Annotated in this window: 19 protein-coding genes; 6 read left to right on the top strand and 13 right to left on the bottom strand. The window is 71.2% G+C overall.

The window, feature by feature from the left end; translation table 11 throughout:
* Positions 1-274: 274 nt before the first annotated feature.
* From hrcA to dprA, 3 genes are all read right to left on the bottom strand, one after another.
* Positions 275-1,327 (bottom strand): heat-inducible transcriptional repressor HrcA, encoded by a 1,053-nt coding sequence (hrcA, locus tag ACOJUJ_RS13285; protein ID WP_420127366.1) that lies wholly within the window; start codon positions 1,325-1,327, stop codon positions 275-277.
* Positions 1,328-1,544: 217 nt separating this feature from the next.
* A complete protein-coding gene (gene hemW, locus ACOJUJ_RS13280) occupies positions 1,545-2,735 on the bottom strand; it encodes a radical SAM family heme chaperone HemW (RefSeq protein ID WP_420127365.1) in 1,191 nt (396 codons plus the stop codon).
* Positions 2,736-3,203: 468 nt separating this feature from the next.
* A complete protein-coding gene (gene dprA, locus ACOJUJ_RS13275) occupies positions 3,204-4,355 on the bottom strand; it encodes a DNA-processing protein DprA (RefSeq protein ID WP_420127364.1) in 1,152 nt (383 codons plus the stop codon).
* A 306-nt stretch (positions 4,356-4,661) separates the two neighbouring features.
* Between dprA and ACOJUJ_RS13270 the strand changes: the two genes are divergently transcribed.
* Together ACOJUJ_RS13270 and ACOJUJ_RS13265 are read left to right on the top strand one after the other, a co-directional pair.
* Positions 4,662-5,105 (top strand): PIN domain-containing protein, encoded by a 444-nt coding sequence (locus tag ACOJUJ_RS13270; protein WP_420127363.1) that lies wholly within the window; start codon positions 4,662-4,664, stop codon positions 5,103-5,105.
* Positions 5,102-5,581, top strand: coding sequence for a hypothetical protein (locus tag ACOJUJ_RS13265; RefSeq protein ID WP_420127362.1), 480 nt, complete (start codon positions 5,102-5,104; stop codon positions 5,579-5,581). Before ACOJUJ_RS13270 ends, ACOJUJ_RS13265 begins: the two co-directional genes overlap by 4 nt.
* A 112-nt stretch (positions 5,582-5,693) precedes the next feature.
* On the opposite strand, the gene obgE is transcribed toward ACOJUJ_RS13265, so the two are convergent.
* The 9 genes from obgE to alr form a co-directional block, all read right to left on the bottom strand.
* Positions 5,694-6,725 (bottom strand): GTPase ObgE, encoded by a 1,032-nt coding sequence (obgE, locus tag ACOJUJ_RS13260; RefSeq protein ID WP_420127361.1) that lies wholly within the window; start codon positions 6,723-6,725, stop codon positions 5,694-5,696.
* A 314-nt stretch (positions 6,726-7,039) separates the two neighbouring features.
* Positions 7,040-7,639, bottom strand: a complete 600-nt coding sequence (locus ACOJUJ_RS13255; RefSeq protein ID WP_420127360.1) for a carboxymuconolactone decarboxylase family protein — start codon at positions 7,637-7,639, stop codon at positions 7,040-7,042.
* Positions 7,640-7,674: 35 nt separating this feature from the next.
* Positions 7,675-8,718 (bottom strand): asparaginase, encoded by a 1,044-nt coding sequence (locus ACOJUJ_RS13250; protein ID WP_420127359.1) that lies wholly within the window; start codon positions 8,716-8,718, stop codon positions 7,675-7,677.
* Positions 8,719-9,182: 464 nt separating this feature from the next.
* Positions 9,183-10,829 (bottom strand): S41 family peptidase, encoded by a 1,647-nt coding sequence (locus ACOJUJ_RS13245; protein WP_420127358.1) that lies wholly within the window; start codon positions 10,827-10,829, stop codon positions 9,183-9,185.
* A 58-nt stretch (positions 10,830-10,887) separates the two neighbouring features.
* Entirely contained in the window at positions 10,888-11,568 is a 681-nt protein-coding gene (tmk, locus tag ACOJUJ_RS13240; RefSeq protein WP_420127357.1) for a dTMP kinase, read from the bottom strand.
* 196 nt (positions 11,569-11,764) lie between these two features.
* A complete protein-coding gene (locus ACOJUJ_RS13235; RefSeq protein ID WP_420127356.1) occupies positions 11,765-12,898 on the bottom strand; it encodes a hybrid sensor histidine kinase/response regulator in 1,134 nt (377 codons plus the stop codon).
* Position 12,899: 1 nt separating this feature from the next.
* Entirely contained in the window at positions 12,900-14,060 is a 1,161-nt protein-coding gene (locus ACOJUJ_RS13230; RefSeq protein WP_420127355.1) for a hypothetical protein, read from the bottom strand.
* Positions 14,057-15,322 carry a hypothetical protein gene (locus ACOJUJ_RS13225; protein WP_420127354.1) on the bottom strand — a complete coding sequence of 422 codons (1,266 nt, stop codon included), beginning with the start codon at positions 15,320-15,322 and terminating at the stop codon, positions 14,057-14,059. The genes ACOJUJ_RS13230 and ACOJUJ_RS13225 overlap by 4 nt, the downstream gene beginning before the upstream one ends.
* A gap of 106 nt (positions 15,323-15,428) precedes the next feature.
* Positions 15,429-16,580 (bottom strand): alanine racemase, encoded by a 1,152-nt coding sequence (gene alr, locus ACOJUJ_RS13220; RefSeq protein WP_420127353.1) that lies wholly within the window; start codon positions 16,578-16,580, stop codon positions 15,429-15,431.
* Between the two features lie 41 nt (positions 16,581-16,621).
* Here alr and mazG point away from each other — a divergent pair, with 41 nt between their 5' ends.
* The 3 genes from mazG (at position 16,622) to ACOJUJ_RS13205 (ending at position 19,633) form a co-directional block, all read left to right on the top strand.
* On the top strand, positions 16,622-17,440 hold the full coding sequence (gene mazG, locus ACOJUJ_RS13215) for a nucleoside triphosphate pyrophosphohydrolase (protein ID WP_420127352.1): 819 nt from the start codon (positions 16,622-16,624) through the stop codon (positions 17,438-17,440).
* Between the two features lie 76 nt (positions 17,441-17,516).
* On the top strand, positions 17,517-19,022 hold the full coding sequence (locus ACOJUJ_RS13210; RefSeq protein WP_420127351.1) for a sensor histidine kinase: 1,506 nt from the start codon (positions 17,517-17,519) through the stop codon (positions 19,020-19,022).
* Positions 19,023-19,042: 20 nt separating this feature from the next.
* Positions 19,043-19,633, top strand: a complete 591-nt coding sequence (locus tag ACOJUJ_RS13205) for a hypothetical protein (RefSeq protein ID WP_420127350.1) — start codon at positions 19,043-19,045, stop codon at positions 19,631-19,633.
* Between the two features lie 386 nt (positions 19,634-20,019).
* Here the strand turns inward: ACOJUJ_RS13205 and ACOJUJ_RS13200 are convergent, their stop codons facing one another.
* On the bottom strand, positions 20,020-21,210 hold the full coding sequence (locus tag ACOJUJ_RS13200) for a GAF domain-containing sensor histidine kinase (RefSeq protein WP_420127349.1): 1,191 nt from the start codon (positions 21,208-21,210) through the stop codon (positions 20,020-20,022).
* 121 nt (positions 21,211-21,331) lie between these two features.
* Between ACOJUJ_RS13200 and ACOJUJ_RS13195 the strand changes: the two genes are divergently transcribed.
* Entirely contained in the window at positions 21,332-22,513 is a 1,182-nt protein-coding gene (locus tag ACOJUJ_RS13195; RefSeq protein WP_420127348.1) for a class I SAM-dependent rRNA methyltransferase, read from the top strand.
* Positions 22,514-23,435 lie beyond the last annotated feature (922 nt).

Here is a 23,435-nt window from a genome sequence, read left to right as displayed (position 1 = left end):
GGGAATAGGGAATAGGGAATAGCCAGCGGTCAGGCGGTTCGAAGGTCATCGAACTGGCGCCCGCGAGGTGGCCCACCCCCCCCCCCCCCCCCCACAGTCCAAAACGAGACGGGGGGAAAGACCCCACCGCGCGTGCGCCGTTTTCCGCCCCCCGCCGTTTGTACCCCGGGGGGTGGGGCCGGGGGCGGGGCACCTCGCGGGCGCCAGTTCGATGACCTTCGAACCGCCTGACCGCTGGCTATTCCCTATTCCCTATTCCCTATTCCCTACCACCCTACACCAGCAGCTCCGACACCATCGCCGATGCGCCCTCAACCATCGCGATCACCCGCTCGTACGGCATCCGCGTGGGCCCGATCACCCCAACGACGCCCTTCAGCTCGCCCAGGCGGTACTCCGAAGTCACCAGCGTAAAGCCGGCCAGCGCGGGGTCCGCGTGCTCCCCGCCGATGGTGATCCGCAGCCCGTCCGCCGCGCCGCGGTTGGCCACCGCGTTCTTCAGCAGGTCGCGCTGCTCCGTCAGCGAGATCAGCGACCGCAGCCGCTCGCCGGAGTTGAACTCGGGCTGCTCCGCCAGCACGGCCGCGCTCCCCAGCAGCACCTCGTCCTGCCCGGCCGTCACCGGCGCGAACCACTCCTCACCCGACTGCAGGAACACGTTCAGCAGCCCCGCGCCCGGGTCGTCGGACGGCACGCTGTCGCGCAGCCGGATCGGCAGGGTCGCGCGGATCTCGCGCAGCGTGTGCCCGGCCAGCCGCTCGTTCAGCAGCGCCGCCACCGACGACAGCGCCGTCGCCGGGATCGCCGCCGGAACGTCGACGTACACCGTGCGCACCCCGGCCGCGCGCAGCGACATCACCAGCAGGACGCGTGACTCGTGGACGGGGATCAGGTCCAGCCGCTCCAGCATGGCCTCTTCCATCCGCGGCGCCACCGCGATCCCCAACTCCTGCGTAAGCAGCCCCAGCACCTGCGCCGCGCGGCGCAGCAGGCGCTCGATGGCCGCGCCCTCCCCGCCCTGCACCAGCTCCGTGCGCAACGCCGCCTGCTCCGCGCTGGTCAGCGACACGCGATCCATCAGCGCGTCCACGTACAGCCGGTACGCCAGGTCCGTGGGCACGCGCCCGGCGGAGGTGTGGGGATGGTAGAGGTACCCCTTCTCCTCCAGGTCGCTCATGGTGTTGCGCACCGTCGCCGGAGAGATGCCCAGCGGGAACCGGCGCGCCACGTTGCGGCTGCCGGCTGGCTCGGCGGTCTCCACGTAGGTGCGGATCACCGCTTCCAGGATCTGGTGCTCGCGCTCGGAAAGGGGTTCGCCCGTGCTCATGGTTCCGGGTGGGAAATCGGCCGCAAAACCCGATGAATCTGCTCCCCCGCGGCTGCCCGGTCAATCCCGCGCGCCGCCGGCACCGCCCCAAAACGTCCGGAGCCCGGCGCGCGCGAATGCATCGCACCGAGCTTCGTGGCAAGAACGGGGACGCCCCGCATCCGCCGATCCGGCCGGACCCGCGCCCGCCGTGTCCGTCTGGACGCGCGGAAACCTGTCAAAGCTGCAGCGCCGGCACCCGGGCGCGGTCCGTCTCGGCCGCCGCCGCCATCTGCACCGCCAGCGTGTCCAGCAGCAGCCATCCCTCCGCCGTCAGCCGCAACCGGCCGCCGCGCTCCGACGCCCACTGGCGCTCCCTCCATTGCGCGGCGAGCCCGCGGACGGCATCGCCCGCGTCCGCCATCGGCCACCCGGCGTCCGTGCGCAGGACCAGCCAGGCGCGCTCCAGCCCGCCGGTGTCCTCGTCCACCGTCTCCTCGTCGTCCGTGGGCAGCCGGCCCGCCGCCACGCGGTCGCGGTAGTCGTCCCAGCCGCGCACGTTCCAGCGGCGCAGCGGCGGATAGAACGCGTGCGAACCCGGCCCCAGCGCCGCGTACGGCTCCCCCGTCCAGTAGACGAAGTTGTGGCGCGAGCGCAGCCCCGGCCGCCCGAAGTTGCTCACCTCGTAGTGCTCGAACCCCGCGCCGGTGAGCGTAGCGTGCGCCAGCAGGTACTCGTCGGCGTAGCGATCCTCGTCCGCCAGCGTCTCGCGCCCCTCGTCCACCCAGCGCCCCAGCGGCGCCGCCTTCTCCGCCGTCAGGCCGTACAGCGACACGTGCTCCGGCTCCAGCAGCAGCGCGCGGAACAGGTCCTGGCCCCAGTCACGCCCCAGCCGCGAAGGCACGCCAAAGATCAGGTCGATGCTCACGTTGCCGATCCCCGCCTCCCGCGCCGCCGCAAACGCGCGCGGCGGGCCGTCGGGCCCATGCAGCCGACCCATCCACTTGAGCGTGGGCTCGTGGAAGGTCTGCGCACCCAGCGAGATGCGGTTCACCCCCGCCGCCCGCCATCCATGGGCCACCTCCGGCGTGAAGCTCTCCGGGTTGGCCTCGCACGTCCACTCGGCATCCTCGTCCCACCGCGCCCAGGGATGCAGCCGCTCGCGCAGCGCCGCCATCGCGTCCGGTCCCAGCAGCGACGGCGTGCCGCCGCCAACGTACACGGTGTCCAGCCGCAGCGGCTCGGTCCAGCCGCGCTCGTCCGCCAGCATCCGCAGCTCCCCCGCGACGGCGTCCAGCCACTCCGCCGCCGGTGCCTCGCGCGTGGCCTGCACCGCAAAATCGCAATACGAGCACCGGCGCGTGCAGAACGGCACGTGCACGTACAGCGACCGCGGCCGGTCGTCCGCGGATCGCAGGTCAATATTCAACGGATTGTGCTGCATGGGGATCACGACACCGAAGCCCGCCCCGCGTTCCGTTCACCGGATCCGGCCGATCCACATCCACGCGCCGCTCCACCGATCAGGCCGAGCCTCGCGCCAACCGGTTCATTCCGAAGGAGGCGCGGCGAAGAGCCACCCTCACACCATTCGCGTCGACCTGAGAAATCGACTTCCGCCATTTCCGCGCATGACGTAGCGCTCCGCGCTCGCGGCTACAGTCCGCGCAGGCGGACTTTGCGATTTTCCAGCGGCGAATTCATTCGCTCCTGGAGGCGGACCGCACGATTGCTTGCCGATCCACACCCCGCCATCACCCGCAACTAGCAACGCTCCACGCACTCTCCCCCGCCTCGCCCCACGCCAATCCGCGCAGGCGGATTTCGTGTGTTTGTTGCAGCGAAGCAGCGAATCATTCGTCCTTGCGCCCTTCGCCACGAACCACCCCCAGATCCCTCACCGCAAGCGGAACTGCTTCCCCGGCAGCGACTCCGCCAGGTCGCGCAGTTCCAGCCCCAGCAACGCCGTAAGCGTCACGTGCGTCGCCATCCCGGCCGCCGCCGCGAGGTCGTCCACGTGGCGCGGATCATCCCCTAACAGCCCGAAGACGCGCGCCTCGTCCGGCTGCAGGTCCGCCGGCGCGGAACGGCGTATGGGCGCTGGAGGTTCCGCGGCAGGAGCCGCGCGTCCGTTTAGCGCGTGGGGAACCGTGCCGACGCCGTGCAGTTCTTCAAGGATGTCCTGCGCCGAGGTGACCAGCCGCGCGCCCTCCTTCAGCAGCTGGTTGGTCCCTACGCTCTCCGCGGCGCCGATGGGCCCGGGAACGGCAAACACCTCCTTGCCCAGCTCCAGCGCGTACTCCACGGTGTGGCGGGCGCCGCTCTTCTGGCCCATCTCCACCACCAGCACGCCCGCGCTCAGCGCGGCGATCAGCCGGTTGCGGCGGGGAAAGTTGCCCGCCAGCGGCTCCTCACCCGGCGCCATCTCCGAGATCAGCAGCCCCCGCTCGCGCACGCGGTGAAACAGCCGCTCGTTCTCCGGGGGATAGATGCGGTCGATGCCGTGCCCCAGCACCCCCACCGTGGCGCCGCCCGCGTCCAGCGCCGCCGTCTGCGCCACCGCGTCGATCCCCTTCGCCATCCCGCTGGCGATCCCGTACCCCGCCCGCGCCAGCTCGTACGCCAGCCGTGACGCCACCCGCCGCCCGTAGTCCGTCGGCATCCGCGTCCCCACGATGCCGATGGCGGGCTCCGACATCAGCTGCACGTCGCCGATCGCGTACAGCACGAACGGCGGATCGGCCAGCGTACGGAACGACGGGGAATACGCCGCGTCCTCCTGCGTCACCACGCGCGCCCCTACCCGCTCCAGCGCATGCAGCGCCGCCCGTGCCCGCCGCAGCCCTTCCGCCGTTCCCGCCGCCGCCACGCGCCGCGCAAACTCCGGCCCGAACCCCGGCACCTCCGCGACCTGCGCCGCCGTCGTGCCCAGCACGCGCTCCACTGACCCGAAGTGCCTCAGCAGCACCGTCGTGCGCGCCGGCCCCATCCCGGGGACGATCGCAAGGCGCAGCAGGGTTTCGAGCGTGGTCTGGTCCGTCGTCGGCATCGGGCGAGAGCGTGATTCGGGAGGCGAGCTGCGCCTCAAGAATACCGCTTCGACGGCAGCCGCCGGAAGGGTTGGCGGGAAGTAGGTACGCGCACTGGCGAGATGAGAGCGGCCCGCATCCGCGGATTGAGCCGTGGCGCCACGCGGGAGCCTGGACGTCCATGTCCCGCCTGGCCAAACAGGAGCGGCGATGGACGACTCAGGCCGTGCCAGAACACCCCGTAAGCGATTACCAACAAGCAACTTGCTTGCGAGACGAGCGCGGAGTGAGCAGTGTAGCGCCTCACACCTGGGCCCGGAGATCTGATGATCCGAGTTTATCTGGACACCTGCTGCTACAGCCGTCCGTCAGACGACCAGACGCAGCTTCGGGTAAGGCTGGAGTCCGAAGCCATTCTCGACATCCTGGAACGCGCCGCACGGGGAGAATGGACGATCATCGGCAGCGGTGCGGTGCAGAAGGAACTGGCCGCCATTCGTGACCCGGACCGCCAGGTCGGCGCGAAAGGACTGGCGGGGTATTCCGCAGAGCACGTTTATCTCGATGAAGCCCAGCACCGGCGCGGAGAAGCGCTGGAACGCATGGGCTTGAGAGGTTATGATTCGGTTCACGTCGCGTGCGCCGAAGCTGGGGGCGCCGACGTGCTGCTAACGACCGACGACGCGCTGATCCGGCGCGCACGACGCCTGCGGCAACAACTTGCCGTGCGCGTGGCAAACCCGGTCTCCTGGCTGGAGGAAATCGAATGACAGTGCTGTCGCCGACTACGTCGCTGGATGACATCCACCAGGCCGGGCTTGACGCGCTCCACAGGGAACTGGGCCTGGTGGGGATGGTGCGCTTCGTTCAGCAGTTCGACGTCGGCCCGGGAAGCCATACGGCTGAGCGCGCGCAGCTTCAGGACGGCATGACGATGGATGATGCGATAGCCCTCATACAGAAGGTACGCGCCGCGCGAGAGCAGGCCCCGAAACCCCAGCCCGGATGGTCCCGGACAACGGCGCCCGATGGGTGTGACGACGAACTCCGCGCCAGGGGAATGGATGCGCTCCGCCGCGAACTCGGCCCCAGAGCTTTTGTCCTCTTCCTCCGTCAGTTCATCAAGCCGTCCGGCGATTACACCGCCGAGCGCGCGGAACTCATCGGGCACCTGACGGTCGACGAGATCTGGAACTCTATTCAGAAGCCGCACGGACGGGTGGAGGAATGCGGCCACAGCTCCTGAAAGTCGAGCCGCGCCGCCCGAACGTACGGGGCGGCGCGGTTGATGTTGTCCACCATCCCCCGATCCTGACCCATCCGGACCTGAGAGACAGGCCGACTGGCCCTGATTCACCTCACGGCCGCCACGGCTCTTCTTCCTCGCCGTCTACGGCGTTCTCCTCCGCAACCGCCTGGGCGGCGTGGGTCCAGAGGGCTTCCAGCAGCGGGTCCAGCCCGCGCTGCGCCACCGACGAGATCACGAACTGCCCCCACGCATCCGGCGCCTCGACCTTGGGCGCCGGCCAGTCGGGCGGCAGCAGGTCGGCCTTGGTGAAGACGACCGCGTGCGGCTTGGTGGCGAGCTCCGCGGAGTAGTGCCGAAGCTCGTCGCGCAGCTTGTCGTACTCGGCCTGGGGCTCCAGCGCGTCGGCGGGGATCATCAGCGCCAGTGTGCGGGTGCGCTCGATGTGGCGCAGGAACTGGTGCCCCAATCCCTTTCCCTCGTGCGCGCCCTCGATGATCCCCGGGATGTCGGCCATCACGAAGGTGCGGCTGCCCGACAGCTGCACCACGCCCAGGTTGGGCGTCAGCGTGGTGAACGGGTAGTCCGCCACCCGCGGCGTCGCCGCCGAGACCGCCGAAAGCAGCGTGCTCTTTCCCGCGTTCGGCTCGCCCACCAGCCCCACGTCCGCGATCAGCTTCAGCTCCAGCGCGATCCGCCTCTCTTCGCCGGGCTCGCCGGGATCCGCGCGGCGCGGGGCCTGGTTGGTGGCCGTGGCGAAGCGCGCGTTCCCCCATCCGCCCCGGCCGCCCTTCGCGACCACGAACTCGTCGCCGTCGCGCAGCAGCTCGCCCAGCACCTCCTGCGTTTCCACGTCGCGCACCAGCGTGCCGGGCGGCAGGCGCAGCACCAGGTCGTCGCCGCTGCGGCCCGTGGAGTTGCTGCCGAAGCCCTTGGCCCCGTTGGGCGCTTTGTACTGCTGGCGGTACCGGTAGTCCATCAGCGTGGTGAGCTGGGCGTCCGCGCGCAGAATGACGTCCGCGCCCCGCCCGCCGTCGCCGCCGTCCGGGCCGCCGCGCGGTGTCATGGACTCGCGCCGCATGGACGAAGCCCCCGGGCCGCCGTCGCCCGCCTTTACGTTGATCTCCGCGTAATCCAGGAACACCGCGTCTCCCCGTCCGTCTTTATGTAGAATGGATGGATCTGCCTTGACTACGGCTGCTTACGGCAACTGCTGGTTTGGGCGTGCCCCTCCGCTGCGCTCCGGGTCGGGCTGCGCGCGCCGTAGGCAACGATACAACAGTTGCCAACGGCGCCGAGCCCACGGCGCTCACGTCCTCCGGAGCGTTTCAGACAGGCCCGTGCGTGCGCGCCGTGTTCTCGGCCCTGCGGGCGCGCATCCCTCACGCAACGCCGCCTCCCATCACACCATCACACCATCACACCATCACACCATCACACCATCACACCATCACACCATCACCACTTCGCGCGAATGTCCGCCCACAGCGCCCCCACCTCCGCCGCCTCGTCCGGTTCCAGGAACCCGCGGGCAATCTCCACCGCGGCATCCACCTCGTCCACCGAGGCGCCGGCGTTCAGGGCGCCGCGCAGGTGCGAGTGCAGCTGGCGGGGCACCTTCCACACCGCCAGCAGCGCCGCGATGCACAGCTCGCGCGTCTTCAGGTCCAGTCCGGGACGCCCGATCACCCGGCCGTATCCGCCCGTCACCATCCACCCGTCCACGTCCGGGTGCAAGCCGCGCACGTTCTCGCGCAGCTTGCCGTAGTTGGCGCCGTAGACCTCCGCGCAAACGCGCTCGCCGCGCGCCGGCCACGCCGCCGGGTCCTCCTCGGATTCCGCCAGCGCAGGACGGCCGCTGACCTCGCGCCACGTCGCCAGCGCGTTCAGCGCGTCGGGAAAGCCGATGAACAGGTGCGCCTGCAGGATCACCTCCTCCACCGCGCGCGCGTCCGCCTCCTCGCGCGCCACCTCCATCTCCGCGCGGATGGCTCCCGCGTGCCGCGTCCCCAGCGCCGCCGAAAGCCGCAGCAGCGCCGCGCGCCCCGCGTCAGGCATCCGCACCCCCTCCGGCCAGGTTCACAGCCCTGCCCTCACGCCGCATCCAATGCATCCGGCGCACCGGTCTGGGCCTCCACCGCCTGCAGGCGGATGGAGGGGCGCAGCTGGCCCGTCACCTCGCCGCGGGTGTTGGCGATCTCCTGGAACACGTACGCGTGCAGCGCGCCAAAGTCGTCTTCCGAGATCAGGTCCAGCTCGCGCAGCACCCCGGAGACCGCGGGGGCCACCGCGCGCACGTTGCCGTCCTCCACCTTGATGGCGATCCCCAGCTCCGCGCCAGGCACGCCCACACAGTACACCCCCTCCGCGCCCGTCTTGGCGAACACGCGCCCCTCCGTCAGCCGCGCCAGCTCCGTGCAGATGCGCCCCTCGCCCGCCACCATCTCCGGGTGCGCCGCCATCGCCGCCACCACCGCCGCCGGGCCGGGTTCCCCGCGCCGCGCCGCCGCCGCCAGCCCCGCGTACGCCAGCGCCATCTGCCGCAGCGGCAGCGCAAAGCACACCACGCCGCACCCGTCCACGCCCAGCCCGATCGCCTCCGCGGGCATCTGGGTCCAGCGGGCCACCTCCGTCAGCAGCCGCGCCTGCACCGGGTGCTCCACCCGCTCGTACCCCTCCGGCTCCCACCCGCGGGCGCGCGCCACCGCCATCATCCCCGCGTGCTTGCCGGAGCAGTTGTTGTGCAGCCGCACCGGCTCCAGCCCCTGCTCGGCCAGGTCGCGCCGCGCGTCCTCGTCATAGGGCAGGTGGGGGCCGCACGCCAGCGACTCCGCCGTCACCCCGATCTTTTCCAGAAACGACTCCGCCACCTTTATGTGCGCCGCCGTCCCGGAGTGCGATCCGCAGGCCAGCGCCAGCTCCCGCGGCGTAATGCCAAAGCGGTCCATCGCGCCGTCGTCCACGATCGGAATCGCCTGGATCGGCTTGGCCGCCGAGCGCCAGAACGTCACCCAGTCGGGATCGCCGCAGAACGCCCGCAGCGTCCCGTCCGCGTCCACCACCGCCACGTGCACGCGGTGCCGCGACTCCACCACGGGCCCGCGCATCACCTCCACCACGCTTTCCAGGTCTGCCATTGTCTCGGTCGGAAGGCTGATGTATGAACAGATTTCCAGGAACTACCGGTTTGGGCGTGTCCCTCCGCTGCGCTCCGGGCCGGGCTGCGCGCGCACTAGGGCACGATACAACTGTGCCCAAGTGCGCCGAGCCCCCGGCGCGCACCGGCATCCAGGGTGTTTCCTCCGCGCCCGTGCGCGCGCGCCGGTGTCTCGGCCCTGCGGGCGCGCATCCCTCACGCGAGGTGCGTCGCACCTCCCTCTCCCACGCAGTTTGTGGGGGAGGGCCGGGGAGGGAGGCGCCAGCCCTTTCGCGCCGCACCATCCACGCCGCCTGAAGCTCCCATCGCCCGGATCCGCATCGCCCGGCTCGGCCCATCCCTACTGAAAGCACCGTGCCCGGCCCAAAAAGAAGGGGAGGAAGGGCACCTTCAGCACCCCTCCTCCAATTCTCACCAGCCGAAAGAAGCCTGGCCGCGCGGCCGTTAGCGGCGGCTGGCCGTCTCGCGCGCGGCGTTGGGCGCCTGCTGCACCGCCCGGATGAGCGCCTGCGTGTCGGGCGCCTGCTGCAGCAGCCGGATGGCTTCCTGCAGCACGCGGTCCGTGGGATCGTCGCGGCGTACCGCCACCGGCGGGCCGAACTTGCTGCGCGCAATCTCGTCGATCAGCTGCGCGTCGATAAAGCGCTGGGCGCCCTGGAACTGCTCCAGCGTGACCTCTACCCCGTTGGCCCGCAGCCGGTCAAAGAACTCGCGGCGCATCTGCGGCGTGACGGCAAAGTCGGGGCGCAGCTCGGGGTGCGCGCGCTCGTAGGCCACGGCGTAGGCGAACAGCGCGCTCTGGAACTTGGCCGCCTGCCTGGACGCCGCGCGGAAGAACGCCTTCTCCGCCTCGGTGGCCGTGTCCTGCCGCACGATCAGGTCCGGCACGATGCCGCCGCCGCCAAAGACCGTGCGCCCGCTGTCGGTGCGGTAGGGCACGCGCTTGGTGGTGTCCTGCGCCACCGGGTTTCCGTCCGCGCCCATCACGCTGGAATCCTGCTCCACCTCGCCTTCCTCGCCCGGCTTGACGTCCTTCTGGATGGAGCGGCCCACCGGCGTGTACCACTTGGCCGTCGTCATCTTCAGAAAGTCGCCGCCCGACAGCTGAAAGACGGACTGGACGGAGCCCTTGCCGTAGGTGGTGGTGCCCAGCACCACCGCGCGGTCGTGGTCCTGCAGCGCGCCGGCCACGATCTCGGCCGCGCTGGCGCTGTAGGCGTCCACCAGCACCGCCACCTTGAGCCCGTCGTACGACTCGGGCGTGGTGGCGCGGTACGTTTCGCTCTCGCGCGGGTTGCGGGCGCGGGTCTCCACCACCGCGTCGCCGCGGGGCAGGAACAGATCCGACACGCTCACGCCCTCGTCCAGCAGCCCGCCCGGGTTGCCGCGCAGGTCAAGCACCAGCGAGCGGGCGCCCTGCGCGCGCAGACTGTCGATGGCCGCCCGCAGCTCGACCGTGCTGGTCTGGCTGAAGACGATCAGGTTGGCGTACCCCACTCCCGGGGCCACCATGTACGAGTACGGCACCGAACGGACGTGGATCTCCGCCCGGGTGATGGTAAAGGCGATGGGCTGCTCCACGCCCACGCGCTGCACCTTCAGCTGCACGGGGGTACCCTTGGGGCCGCGAAGCTCCTTGACCGCCTGGTCGTCGCTCCACCCCTCGGCGCTCTTGCCGTTGATCTCCAGAAAGCGGTCGCCCACCCGCATCCCCTGCTTCTCGGCCGGGGTGTCGGGCAGGATGCTGACCGCCGTCACCCAGCCGTCGCGGGACGAGATCTGAATCCCCAGGCCGCCGTACTCTCCGGTGGTCTGCCGGTGCAGGTCCTCGTACTGCTCCGCCGTCATGAAGGTGGTGTGCGGGTCGCCCAGCTCGCTGAGCAGCCCTTCCACCGCCTTTTTGTACAGGTCTTCCTGGGTGTGCGGCTCCACGTACCGGTTCTGGACGAAGTTGATCACCTCGTCGAACAGGCGCGCGCGCTGAAACACGCTCTGCTGGCTGCCCACGTCCTGCTGCAGCAGCCAGCCTCCGGATACCACGGCCACGGCGCCCATCATGAGCGGGGCGACGACGGTGCGCTTGAACTTCATCGGACCTCCGGACCACCTGCTGGGGAAAGGAACGCCCGCACCCGTGCGCGCATCCCGCTTACCGGCTGATAAACCCCGTCGCGGGGAATGTTTCTGAAAGCCGCCCGGCCAGCGCCTCGCGCACCCGCCGCTGCACCTCGTCGCGCGGCGCATCGGCCTGCACCCGCACGATCCCGGCCACGCGCGCGGCGTGCGCGCGGTACGCCTCTGCCACCCGCCCGTGGAACGCCACGTCCTCCAACTCCATGCGGTCCGCGGACTTGCCCTCGGCCCGCTGCCGCGCCGCGCCCACCTCGGGGTCCACGTCCAGCAGCACCGTGGCGTCGGGTGTTACGCCGCCCGTGGCGATGCGGTTGCACTCGATCACCTCGTCCAGCGGCAGCCCGCGGCCCGCGCCCTGGTACGCCAGCGTCGACAGCTCAAAGCGGTCGGCGATCACCACCCGCCCCGCCGCCACGCCGGGAAGCACCACCTGCTCCACGAACGCCGCGCGTGCCGCCAGCATCAGGAACAGCTCGCTGCGGGGGGGAACGTGCAGCCCCACCTCGCCCAGCACCGTCTGCCGCACCCGCTCGCCCAGCGGCGTGGAGCCCGGCTCGCGCGCCACCACCACGTCCAGCCCCCGCTCGCGCAGCCACGCGGCGAACAGGGCCACCTGGGTGGTCTTGCCGGAGCCCTCGACCCCTTCGAAAGCAAGGAACAGGCCGGGCTTGGGCTCGCTCGCGGGCTCCGTTTCCATCATGTACGCTGGTTGTGGATGCGCTGGATTCGACCCGTCAACGCTCACGATCGCGCGCGGATCAAACCCTGAAAGAGATGGGCCTCACACAGAGTTAACAGAGTTAACAGAGTCAACAGAGTGGATGGGAAAACACGAACTCTGTTGACTCTCTTGACTCTGTGTGAGCCAAGGCCGTTCCCTCCCCGCTACGGGTTCAGGCCGAAGCGGACGCGGTTGCGGGCTCGGGCGGGCGCGGGGGGAGGACGAAGTGGAAGATGGCGCCCTCACCGGCGCGGCTCTGCACCCAGATGCGGCCGCCGTGCGCCTCGACCGCCAGCTTGCAGAAGGTAAGGCCCAGCCCCGACGAGGTGCCGCCCGCGTCGGCGCGGCCGTACTTGCGGAAGATGGCCTCGTGCTCCGTCTCGGGAACGCCGCGGCCGGTGTCGGCCACGCTCACCTTGACCCCGCCCTCGGCGGGAACGGCGGAGACGCGGACGGCCACCCCGGGCCCGCCGTGCCGCACCGCGTTGCCGATCAGGTTGGCCAGGACCCGGCGCAGCATCCCCTCGTCCGCGCGCACGCCCACGCCGGCGGGGCCCTCCACCGCCAGCCGCACCCCCTCGCGCTCGGCGCGCACGTGCCACTCGCCCGCCACCTCGCGCAGCAGCCGCGCGACGTCCAGGTCGCGCGGCTGCAGGCGCACGCTGGATTCCTCCAGCCGCGACAGGTCCAGCAGGTTGTCGGCCATCCGCAGCACGTCGACGCCGCGCTCGCGGGCGTCGTCCAGCAGGCGGCGCTGCTCGGGCGCCAGCGGACCGGCGTCGCCATCCAGCACCAGCTCCAGGCTGCCCAGGATGCCGGTGAGCGGCGACTTGAGGTCGTGCACCACCATCCGCGTCAGGTCGTCCTTGAGCTCCTCCAGCGCCTTGAGCCGGCGGTAGCTTTCGGCCAGCCGCTCCTGCGCCTCCTTCATCCGCAGCAGCGAGCGGATGCGGGCCACCAGGACGGGGCGGCTGAACGGCTTGGTGAGAAAGTCGTCGCCGCCCGCCTCGATCCCCTTCACCTTGTCGTCGTTTCCCGACAGCGCGGTGACAAAGACCACGGGTATGCCGGCCGTCCGCGGGTCGGCCCGGAGGCGGCGGCACACTTCGTAGCCGTCCATCCCGGGCATCATCACGTCCAGCAGCACCAGGTCGGGCCGCCGCTCGCCGGCCGCGGCCAGCGCCGCCTCGCCGCTCCCCGCCCCGACCGTGCGGTAGTCCAGCGCCTCCAGCAGGTCGCACAGGACCTCGACGTTGGAGGGCTCGTCGTCCACCACCAGCAGCAGGGGCGAGCCGGCCGCCGGCAACTTACCGCCCCAGCAGTGAAAGGGAGAGCGACACCCGCCAGAACGACTCGTCCAGCAGCGCCGCGCCGCCGCCGCGCATGCCGCGCTCGCCCGACAGGTCCAGCGAGGCCGCGCCGCCGCCAAAGACGACACCGATCCCGGCCGTCCCCGTACGCTCGTTCACGAAGTCGGTGGCACCCTCGTAGCGGAAAGGCAGCTCCGCGTACCGCGCGCCGATGCGCAGGGGCACCGGCCGGCCCAGAAAGCGCAACGCCTCGTACTCGATGCCGGCCGTGAGCTGCGTGGCGTCGCGCGCGCCGCCGGACACGTCCTCGTCCGCCGCGCCCCACCCCTGCCAGCGGGCGGAGACGGCGACCAGCGCCTGCTGCGCGATGCGGGCGCTGCCGCCCACGTCTACCTGCACCGGGAGCGAGTAGTCCTTGCTCACCACGCCGGAGTCCTGCGCCTCGGCCGTGAGCGAGCCGCCGGCGGCGACCGCCGCGGAAAGGCTGAAGGCGCTGCCGCGCCAGCGCGCGCCGGCGCTAAGACCCAGCCCGCGCCACTCGTACGTGGTCCCGGTGATGCTGGGCTGGATGCCGCCCTCGGTAAAGACGCGGTACACGGTGTCGCGCAGGGCGCCGGTGTACACGTCCAGGGCCGCGCCCACGTCCAGCCGCGGCAGCAGGCGGTACCCCACCCCGCCGCGCAGCCGCGCCACGCCACCGCTGGAGCGAAAGCGGTCCAGCACGTCCAGCTGCTGGCCGGTGACCAGGATGCTGTCCCGGTGCTCCACGGCCCAGTTCTGGTCCAGCACGCCGGCGTACCCCAGCGAGGCCACGAAGCGCGTGCCGATGGGGAACGCCGCCTGCACCACGGGAAAGCGCGCGGTGGTATAGTCCTGCGCCTGGTCGCCGGCCGTGCCGGAGACCTCGTCGGCCTGAAAGGTCACGGTGAGCCCGGCGGCCGGCAGCCCCATGGCCGCGGCGGGGTTCACCAGCGACATCTGCGCGTCGGGAAGGCCCACCGCAAGGCCGCCCAGCGCGCGGGCGCGGGCGTCCACCGGCTCCAGCGGGGTGCCCAGGCCGCTGGTGGAAAGCAGCGACTGCGCCGGCGCCTGGCCGGCGGAAAGCACGGAGAGCACCGCGGCCGCGGCGGCGGTGCCCAGAGCGCGAACGATCGTCATGGAAGGGGACGGCGTGCGGGAAGCGTGTACACGATGCGCAGCCGCGCCTCGGGATCCAGGAAGAGCACGCCGAAGGTGGGGGGCGGCCCCAGCCCGTCCACCTCGCTCACCAGCGCGACGGTGCGCGGGATGGAGTCATCGGCGACCTGCGAGCGGGTGAGCGCCGTGATCGGCAGCACCACCAGCGAGTCGGCGGCGGCGAACAGGACGTCCTGGTCCAGCACCGTCTGCCCTAGCGGCGCCACCCGCCCCAGCTCCGGCTCCGCCACCAGCCGCAGCGCCAGCGGCACGGAGTTCAACGCGCCGAACCCTCCCGGCACCGCGGTGGGCCGCAGCAGGATGGCCACCTGGTTCAGCTGCACCTGGCTCAGCGGCACATCGGCGCACACCTGGGGCGCGGCGCACCCGGGCACGGTCTGCTCCAGGTTCAGCTCCAGCAGCGTGCGCGCAGAGCGAATGCCGCCCACCGCCACCGTCCCCGCGGGCGCATCGGGCTGCTCGGGCGTGTAAACCGTGGTCAGGTTCGACCCCGGCGCCGCGACAAAGTTGAGGGTGGTGTCGGGGATGGCGCTGTCAGGCCTGACGGCCAGCCGCAGCAGCAGGTTGGAGACCTCGATGCGCGCGCCCGTCTCGGCGACGGTGAACACCACGCCCGGCGAGGTGGAGTCCGCCATGCGCTCCACGGAGGCGGGCGACAGCGTGACCACCAGCGAGTCGCCGCCCGTGACCGGGTAGGTGGCCTGCCCCAGCAGAACGCCGCGGGTGCCGCCCGGCTCGGTGAACGGCACCTGCGCGCCCACGGAGTCGACGGCCAGCGTCCAGGTGGCGGTGCGCGCGTCGAAGCGCTGCGCCGCCTCCCACACCTGCAGGGTGAGCGGGCGCCCGGTGCTGGCCAGCGAGTCGACGTCCAGCACCAGCCGGCTTTCGGCGTAGCTGAAGGCCGAGTCGGTTTTGGTGGCGCCGTTGCGCAGGTAGGTCACCGTGCGCGGAAAGCCGGTGAACCGGGCCAGCGCGTGCGCATCCAGCCCGCCGCCGTACTGGTTGGCGACCACGGCGTACGCGGCGTCCGATGCGCGGGTGTAGCCGCTGAAGCCGCCCAGCACCTCGAAGAAGCGGGAGGCGGGGAGGATGACCTCGCGCGTGACGGCGACGCCTCCCGGCGGGAACGCACCCGGGCCGGAAAGGGTGGGCGTCTCGTCGGAGCAGGCGGCCACGGTCACCGCCAGCGCGGCGAGCAGGGCGAATAAAGAGCGGGATCGCATCCGGTAGAAAGAACGGGTCATGCTCGTTGCGCGGGCGCCGTGGCGCCCGCAAAAGCGCGGCGGCCGGGCCGTGCCAGCCGGCCAGAACCGCCGCGGGAAAGTCCTGTTACGCGTCGCGGTGCGCTCGCGTTCCGTCCACGTACACCCGGGGCAGGCGCGTGCCCAGCCCGGTAAGGATCTCGTACGAGATGGTGCCGGCCTGCGCCGCCACCTGGTCCAGCCCGATCTCCTCCCCGCCGTCGCGCCCGATCAGGGTCGCGGCGTCGCCGGCGCGGGCCTCGGGCACCTCCGTCAGGTCCACCACGGTCATGTCCATGGAGATGCGGCCGATGATCGGCACGCGGCGCCCGCGGACCAGCGCCTCCCCCTGTGCGGCCAGCGCCCGGCGCAGCCCGTCGGCGTAGCCGATGGCCAGCGTTCCCCACCGCTCGGGGCGGCTCGCAGTGTAGGTGGCGCCGTATCCGCACGTCCACCCCGCCGGCACGTCCCTGACCAGCGCGACGCGGGCGCGGAGGGAAACCACGGGTTCCGGCACGGCGCCCGGTCCGGCGGACCCTCCGTAGAGAAAGATTCCCGGGCGCACCACGTCACCGCCGTAGCCGTTGCGGCGGACCGCCGCGGCGCTGTTGGCGCTGTGGATCACCCGCCGCACGGAGCCGTCACCCGGCGCCGGCAGCGCGGCCAGCGACTCGCGGAAGCGGCGCTGCTGCTCGTCCGTGGGGGCCAGCTCCGGCTCGTCCGCGGAATGGAAGTGCGTGAAACACCCTTCCCACTCCAAAAGGTCCCCGGTCTCGCGCGCGATCGCGGCGCCCCAGGCGGCCGCGCCGGCGTACGGAAAGCCGGCGCGGCCCATCCCCGTGTCGATCTCGGCGTGGAACGCCAGGCGGCGCCCCGTCTCACGGGCCGCGGCGGCCCAGCGGCGCACGGAGTCCAGGTCGGAAAGGGCGGGCGTAAGGCCGGCGCGGGCGGCGCGGGGAAGCTCGTCCGGGGGCGCGGGGGCAAAAACGACGACGCGCCCCGTCCATCCCAGGGCGCGCAGCTCTTCCCCCTCGGCCACCGCGGCCACGCCGATGGCGAACAGCTCGCGCCCGGACAGCTCGGCGCGTACCATCCGCAGCACCGCGGCCACCCCCAGGCCGTACGCGTTCGCCTTGAGCATGGGGACCACGGACGCATCCGGCCCCGCGGCGTCCTTGACGCGCCGCAGGTTGCGCCGCAGCGCCGCCTCGTCCACCTCTACCCAGGCACGGGAAACCACCGTTGACGGATCAGACACAAACCAAGTATTCTAGGCCCACCGTGAGTGGATCGCAAGCCGAAACCCGCCCCGCCGGCCATGACGGCAGCGTTCTGGACCGCGCCCTGGCGCTGGTCGCGTTCCTGCGCGCCCACTGCCCCTGGGACGCGGCGCAGACCCCCGCGTCGCTCACCCGCTACCTGCTGGAGGAAGCGCACGAGGTGGCGGGCGCCATCGCCGACGGTGACCCCGCGGCGCTGCGCGGCGAGCTGGGCGACCTGCTGCTGAACGTGGCCTTTCAGGTGGTGATCGGCGAGGAAACGGGCGCCTTCAGCCGCGAAGACGTGGTCGCGGGGCTGGAGCAAAAGATGCGCCGCCGCCACCCCCACCTGTACGGCCTGGGCGAGGCGGAGCCGTGGGAGGCGATCAAGGCGCGCGAGCGGGCCGGCGCCCCGGCCGGCGGCATTCTGGACGAGGTGCCGCACGGGCTTGACCCCCTGCTGCGCGCGTTTCGCATCCAGGACCGCGTAGCCAGGGTGGGCTTCGACTGGCCGGACCCGCGGGGCGCGTGGGAAAAGGTGCGGGAGGAGACGGAGGAGATCGGCCGCGAGCTGGCGGAGGCCGATCCGGACCGCCTGGAGGACGAGGTGGGCGACCTGTTCTTTGCCGCGGTGAACCTCGCGCGCCTTTCGCACGTACACCCCAGCACGGCGCTGGCCCGCGCCAACGCCAAGTTCTCGCGCCGCTTCCGCGCCCTGGAGGCGCTGGCGGCGGAGCGCGGCGTGGTCGTTGGCGAAGCGACGCTGGAGGAGCTGGACGTGCTGTGGGACGAGGTCAAACGGATCGAGCGCGCCCCCGTGCCGGGCGAGGGAGCATCGTGACGCGAATCGTGCATCATCCATCGTCCGCCCCGCCGGCGACGGCGAAAGACCTGCCTTTTTCTCCACGCGGAGACGGATGAGCCTCAGGCAACGAATCGTCCTCACCCTGGTGGGGATCTCCGTTCTGCTCGCCATCCCCGCGGCCTACGGGCTGCTGGCGCTGGAGGACATCCACGACATCACCGCCCGCCTGTCCGAGCAGCGGATGGCCACCGGTGCGCTGGGCGACCTGCGCAACGGGGTGGAAACCACCCACGACGCGCAACGCCGGTACGCCGCCCTGGCCCCGGTGAGCAGCGAAGCGCTGGGGGGAACGCCCGCCGACAGCGCCGGACCGCGCATGCAGGCCGACAGCGCCGCCCGCGAGGCGGGACGCGCGCTGCAGCGTCTGCGGACGCAAAGCGACGGCGCCTACGCGGGGCCCAGCGCGCCCGTCGCCGAGCTGTGGTCGCGGATCGGCGCCAACATCCGCCGCGAGCGGGCGCTGCTGGAAGCGGAAGAGCGAGACTCGGCCGAGGCGATGCGGCGGGTGCTGGAGCAGCAGTTCGGCGAGATGGATCCGCGGCTGGACGCCGTCGCCCGCTTCATCACCGGGCAGACGGAGCGCGAGCTGCGGCAGGCGGAGCAGGTGGCCAGCCGCGCGGCCAGCACCACGCTTCTTGCCCTGGCGCTGGCGCTGGCGGCCACGCTGGTGATCGGCACCTGGCTCACGCGGACGCTGCTGCGGCCGATCGGCGAGCTGCGGCGGGGGATGGCGACGGTGGCGCAGGGCGACTTCGAGCCCGACGTGCACATCCCCCACGAGCGGCCCGACGAGCTGGGCGACCTGGCCCGCTCGTTCGACACCATGACGGAGCAGCTGCGCGAGCTGGACCGGCTCAAGGCCGAGTTCGTCTCCGTGGCCAGCCACGAGATCAAGACGCCGCTGAGCGTGATCCGCGGCTACGTGACGCTGCTGGCCGACGGCATCTACGGCGAGGTGACGGAGCAGCAGCACAAGACGCTGGAGGCGGTGAACGCGCAGACCGACCGGCTTGCGCGCTTGGTGCACCGGCTGCTGGACGTGAGCCGCTTCGAGGCGGGCGGTGCGCGGCTGGAGCTGCGGGAGATCGACCTGCACGCCTTCTTCGACGATCTGACCAGCGACTTTCGCGTGCTGGCGCTGCAGAACGGGATCGATTTTCCCGTAACGCTGGGGGACGACCTGCCCCCGCGCATCACCGGCGACGAGGACCGGCTGAGCGAGGTGCTGGGCAACCTGCTTTCCAACGCCTTCAAGTTCACCTCGGCCGGGGGCACCATCCGGGTGGACGCCTGCCGCCGCGACGGCGGGATCGAGGTGGAGGTGGAGGACACCGGCGTGGGGATCGCGCCGGAAAAGCTCCCCCGCATCTTCGAGAAGTTCTACCAGGTGGAGAACGACGTGCAGCCGCGGTCGGTGGGCTCGGGGCTGGGGCTGGCGATTGCCCGCGAGATCGTGGAGGCGCACGGGGGCACGATCGGTGCAGAAAGCGAGGAGGGTAAAGGGACGCGCTTTCGCGTGTTTCTTCCCGAGCGGCCGCCCGTGCAGGGGCCGTCCTGACCGCCCGATCTCGTGGCCGGATGAAGACCGCCATCACACTGATCCTCGCCGGGCTGCTTTCCGCATGCTCGGTGTTCGCTCCCGAGAACCTGGGGCCCGATGCCGCCCGCCGCGACGGACTGTGGCGGCAGGGGCACGCCGCCATGCAGCGCGACTCGTTTCGCGTGGCCATGGCGGCGTTCCAGCGCCTGTCGGCGGAGCACCCGCGCAGCGACTTTGGCCGCGAGGCGCTGTTCTACCTGGGAACGCTGTACCTTGAGCCCGCAAACCCCGCGTACGACGCGGGGCTGGCGACGCAGAACCTGGAGATGTACCTGACGGCCGACACGCAGGGCGGCCGCGTGACGCGCCGGCCCGAGGCAGAAACGCTGCTGGGGCTTTCGCGCCAGCTGGCGCTTCCTTGCGAGCAGCGTACGGGGAGCCTGCGCTGCGATCCGCAGGTCGTCACCCGGCCGGCGGGGAGCGACACGGTGGTGGTGCGTCAGGGGAGTGATCAGAGCGCGGAGGTGGCCCGCCTGCGCCGCGAGTTGAACGAGCGCGACGCCACCATCCGCGAGCTGCGCGAGGAGTTGCAGCGCATTCGCAACACCCTGGCGCCGCGGCCCGAGTAAACTTCCGCCGTCCAGGAATCCAGAAGCCCCGCCACGGCCGTTCACGCTGCTGTGCGGGGCTTCGACCGTTCCGTCCTTCCCGGACCATCTGCCGCTCACGTCGGCCGTGGAGCGGATGGAAGGCTCTCCAGATCGCGCATCAGGTGGTGCGATCGACGTGCTCCCGGTGCGCTTCGGAAACCATCCACCGATCCGCATCTCTGATACCGTTTCTGCTGATTCACCGTGCATTCAGGCCTTTCCAACGAATCTCATGCGGAGGGGCGGAGTACGCGTAGGCGCGGAGAAGCGTGACGTTCTCCGCGCCTATGCGCCCTCCGCGTCTCCGCGTGACAGCCGGGTTTTTCGGCGAGATTCTTCGGGGCGGAGTCGATAAAGGCTCGGCTTCAGCCGGCGTGGGCGGGGAGCAGCAGGGTAAAGGCGGCGCCGCTGCCGGGGCCGCTGCGGGCCGTCAGGTCGCCGCCCATGGCGCGCGCCAGGCGCCGCGAAATGGCGAGGCCCAGGCCGCTGCCGGGCTCGCGCTTGCTCTTGGTGCCGGCGGCGATCTGCAGAAACTCCTCGAACACGGCCTCTTCGCTCCCGGCGGGGATCCCGGGGCCGGTGTCGCGCACCTCCAGCCAGGTGTGTCCCTCGCGGCTCCCCGCCACCACCGCCACCTCGCCCTGCTCCGTGAACTTGACCGCGTTGGAGAGCAGGTTCACCAGGATCTGCCGCACCCGCGGCGGGTCCACGCGCAGCATGGCGTCGCGCTGGCTGTCGATGTCCATCCGCAGCTCCAGCTTTTTGCTGCGGGCCTGCGGCTGCACGGCCACCAGCGCTTCGTCCACCAGGTCGCCCAGCCGCACCTCTTCGCGGTGGAACTCCATTCGCCCCGCGTCCAGCTTGGCCAGGTCCAGGATGTCGTTCACCAGCTGCGACAGGTGGCCGCTCACCTGGCTGATGCGCTCGATCATCTCCAGCTGCTGGCCGTTCAGGTCGCCCACGATGCCGTCGGCCAGCAGTTCGCTGTAGCCCACGATGGCGGTGATGGGCGTGCGCAGGTCGTGGCTCATGGCGCTGAAAAAGCGCTCGCGGCGGAACGCGGCCTCGGTGAGCTGCGCGTAGGTGCGCAGGTTGGCGAGGACCGCCGCCGCCTGTGTGCCCACCATCAGCGCCAGCCGCCGCGTCTCCTCGTCCGCGCCGCCGCCGCGCCAGCCGGCCACCAGCGCGCCCAGCGTTTCGCCACGGTAGTGCAGCGGCACCAGCAGCCCCGCGCCGCCGCCGGGGATCTGCACCGGCCTCGGCTGATCGCCGTCCTCCTCCGCCAGCGCGATCAGGGCCGCCCGCTCCTCCTCGTCCCCGTCTACGGTCCAGGCGCGCGGCTGGGGGAGGGACGGCGCGTGCAGCGCCACGGCGTCGGCATCCAGCACCTCGGCCGCGCGCGTCTGCAGAATGCGCCACACCTCGTCCGCATCCACTACCCCCGCCGTTTCTTCCGCCAGCCCGCAGAGCAGCTCAAGCCTGCGCACCAGCCGCGCCCGGTTCGCGTCCTGGGCGGCGGGCGGGGCAAGGGTCGTCGGCGCTTCGCCGTGGGGCATGGACGGCCTTTCCGGAAAGGGAAGATGATGATCCGCGCGGGTTTCGGGGGCGGGCGCGTGCGCGTGCGGGGCCGGGCGGCTATGTTGGCCGCTCACCATCACCGCCACGGGATACGCACGAATGAGCCTTCCACCGCTCCGCTTGAGGAAGAACGAAGACCGCAGGCTGCGTGCCGGGCACCTGTGGGTGTTCAGCAACGAGGTGGACGTGGCGGCGACGCCGCTGACCGCCTTTGAGCCCGGCGCCATGGCCGAGGTGCAGGACGCCCGCGGCGCCCCGCTGGGCACGGCGTACGTGAACCCGCGCTCGCTGATCGCCGCGCGCCTGGTGAGCCGCCAGCGGCACCGCACACTGGACGGCGACCTGCTGCGCCGCCGCATTGCCCGCGCGCTGGCGCTGCGCGACACGCTGTTCGACCGCCCCTTCTACCGCCTGGTCTACGGCGAAGGCGACGGGCTGCCGGGCTTGATCGTCGACCGATTCGGCTCCGTCCTGGTCGCGCAGGTGACCACCGCCGGGATGGAGCGCGTGGTCGCTGAGATCGTCGACGCGCTGCAGGAGATCGTGAATCCCACGGGCATCCTGCTGCGCAACGACACCTCCGGCCGCGCGCTGGAAGGGCTGGAGAGCTACGTGCAGCCCCACGGCGAGGTTCCTGACGTGCTGCAGATCGAGGAGAACGGCGTGCGCTTCGAGGCGCCGGTCACCGGGCAAAAGACGGGGTGGTTCTACGACCACCGGATGAACCGCGCCCGCATGGCGGCGTACGTGCGGGGGCGGCGCGTGCTGGACGTGTTCAGCTACGTGGGCGGCTGGGGTGTGCAGGCGGCGGCCGCGGGCGCACGGCAGGTGACGTGCGTGGACGCCTCCGCACCCGCGCTGGAGTTCGCCGCCCGCAGCGCGCAGCTGAACGGCGTGGCCGACCGCGTGACGACCCATCGCGCGGATGCCTTTGACGCGCTGATGCGGCTGGGCGCGGACGGTGAGCGGTTCGGCGTGGTGGTGCTGGATCCGCCCGCGTTCATCAAGCGAAAGAAGGACGCCAAGGCGGGGGAAGAGGCGTACCGGCGCGCCAACCAGCTGGCGATGGAGCTGCTGGAGCCGGACGGCATCCTGGTGAGCGCGTCGTGCTCGTACCACATGCCGCGCGAGGGGCTGCAGGACGCCATGCTGCGCGCCAGCCGCCGCCTGGGCCGTGACCTGCAGGTGCTGGAAGAGGGGCACCAGGGTCCGGACCACCCCGTGCACCCGGCCATCCCCGAGACCGCCTACCTCAAGTCGTTCATCGCCCGCGTGGCGTGACGTAGGAGTTGTCGGACGAGTCCAGCAAATCAGTCATCCTGAGGGAGCTGCCGCGCAAAACCCTGCCCCGGCAGGATCTATGGCGGCGACCGAAGGACTTTGCTTGCAGAACCGTGGGGCCGGATCTCTGCCACCGAGCTTGTCCCACGATGGCGGAGAGAAGGTCCTTCGGTCGCGCGCAAGCTTTTGCGTGTGTTGAGGTTTTGCGCGGCGCTCCCTCAGGATGACAGTGTGCGGCCGGCTGGAGCAGGGGTAAGTCTGGCAACACCCTCTCAGCGCCCCCGTCCGCCTCCACCTGTCATCCTGAGAGAGGCGCCGCCCCGAACCGTCAGCGATACACGGCACCCCGTGCGCCGACCGAAGGATCTTTATCCGAAGCGCCTCGAACCCTACCCCCACGCCCCGTTGGGGCAGGTGAGGTTTGGCAACGAAGGGGACTTGAACGGCTCCCGAGGCTGGGCCTGTCACGACCCGAGAAAGATCCTTCGGTCGCGCGCAAGCTGTTGTGTGTATTGACGTTTTGCGCGGCGCTCCCTCAGGATGACAGTGTGCTGCCGGCTGGAGCTGGGGTAAGTCTGGCAACACCCTCTCAGCGCCCCCGTACGCCTTCACGTGTCATCCTGAGAGAGGCGCCGCCCCGAACCGTCAGCGATACACGGCACCCCGTGCGCCGACCGAAGGATCTGTATCCGAAGCGCCTCGAACCCTACCCCACGCCCCGTTGGGGCAGCTGAGGTTTGGCAACGAAGGGTACTTGAACGGCTCCCGAGGCTGGGCCTGGCGCGACCCGACAAAGATCCTTCGGTCGCGCGCAGGCTGTTGTGCGTGTTGACGTTTTGCGCGGCGCTCCCTCAGGATGACAGTGTGCTTCCACGGGGAGCGAAAAAAGCGAGCGGGGCGGGGGCGCCGGAGAGGTCCCCGC

The sequence above is a fragment of the Longimicrobium sp. genome, from assembly GCF_048594345.1.
Taxonomy (GTDB): Bacteria; Gemmatimonadota; Gemmatimonadetes; order Longimicrobiales; family Longimicrobiaceae; genus Longimicrobium.
The sequence above is the reverse complement of the archived record's forward strand: the minus strand, read 5'-3'. Positions and strand labels throughout refer to the sequence as shown.